This window comes from Cellulomonas sp. GbtcB1 (assembly GCF_019091725.1).
GTDB lineage: Bacteria > Actinomycetota > Actinomycetes > Actinomycetales > Cellulomonadaceae > Cellulomonas.
In genome coordinates this window covers 1-250 of sequence record NZ_JAGXJG010000378.1, presented here as the reverse complement: position 1 = coordinate 250, position 250 = coordinate 1, and the positions used below count along the sequence as shown (strand labels likewise).

The 250-nt window shown below is 72.4% G+C and carries 1 protein-coding gene; it reads left to right on the top strand.

Going from position 1 to position 250, the window contains the following annotated elements; translation table 11 throughout:
• Positions 1 to 250 (top strand): response regulator transcription factor (locus KVT14_RS20765; protein ID WP_217617333.1); only part of this gene is annotated, 250 nt, incomplete at both ends.

Here is a 250-nt window from a genome sequence, read left to right as displayed (position 1 = left end):
GCTGCTCGACCAGCGGACGGTCACCCGTCGGCGCGCGGGCCACGAGGACCCGACCGAGAACCTCACGCCGTGCGAGCTCAAGGTGCTCGACCTGATCGGCGACGGCCTGTCCAACCGGGAGATCGCCGTGCGCCTGGGCGTCGCCGAGAAGACCGTGAAGAACCACATCACGTCGCTGCTCGCGAAGATGGGCCTGCAGCGCCGCTCCCAGGTCGCGGCGTGGGTCGCGGCGCGGCGGCACTCGGGCTGG